General features: G+C 60.3%; 1 protein-coding gene. It reads left to right on the top strand.

Annotated features, from left to right (window positions below; genetic code table 11):
• Window positions 1-605: EF-Tu/IF-2/RF-3 family GTPase (locus tag VWZ81_RS19545; protein WP_416543649.1), on the top strand; the 605-nt coding region annotated here is incomplete at both ends.

The following is a 605-nucleotide window of genomic DNA, read 5'->3' as shown; positions in this document are numbered from 1 at the left end:
TCTTCCTACGACTACCCGGGCGACGATATCCCGATCATCGCAGGGTCCGCTCTGGCGGCGATGGAAGGCCGTGACGACGCGATCGGCGCCGACAAGATCAAGGAACTGATGGCGGCTGTTGACGATTACATCGACACGCCTGAGCGCGCTGTTGACCAGCCGTTCCTGATGCCGATCGAAGACGTGTTCTCGATTTCCGGCCGTGGTACCGTTGTGACCGGTCGTATTGAGCGCGGCGTGATCAACGTTGGCGACTCGATCGAGATCGTTGGTATCCGTGACACCTCCACCACCACCTGTACCGGTGTGGAAATGTTCCGCAAGCTCTTGGACCGTGGTGAAGCAGGCGACAACATCGGCGCGCTGCTGCGTGGTGTTGACCGTGACGGCGTTGAGCGTGGTCAGGTTCTGTGTAAGCCGGGTTCCGTGAAGCCGCACACCAAGTTCGAAGCTGAGGCCTATATCCTCACCAAGGAAGAAGGCGGTCGTCACACCCCGTTCTTCGCGAACTACCGTCCGCAGTTCTACTTCCGGACCACCGACGTGACCGGCACCGTGACCCTGCCCGAGGGTACCGAGATGGTTATGCCCGGCGACAACCTGAA

This window comes from Phaeobacter sp. JH20_34, assembly GCF_048056095.1.
In the GTDB taxonomy this organism is placed as follows: Bacteria; Pseudomonadota; Alphaproteobacteria; order Rhodobacterales; family Rhodobacteraceae; genus Phaeobacter; species Phaeobacter bryozoorum.
This window is presented reverse-complemented; position numbering and strand designations above follow the sequence as displayed.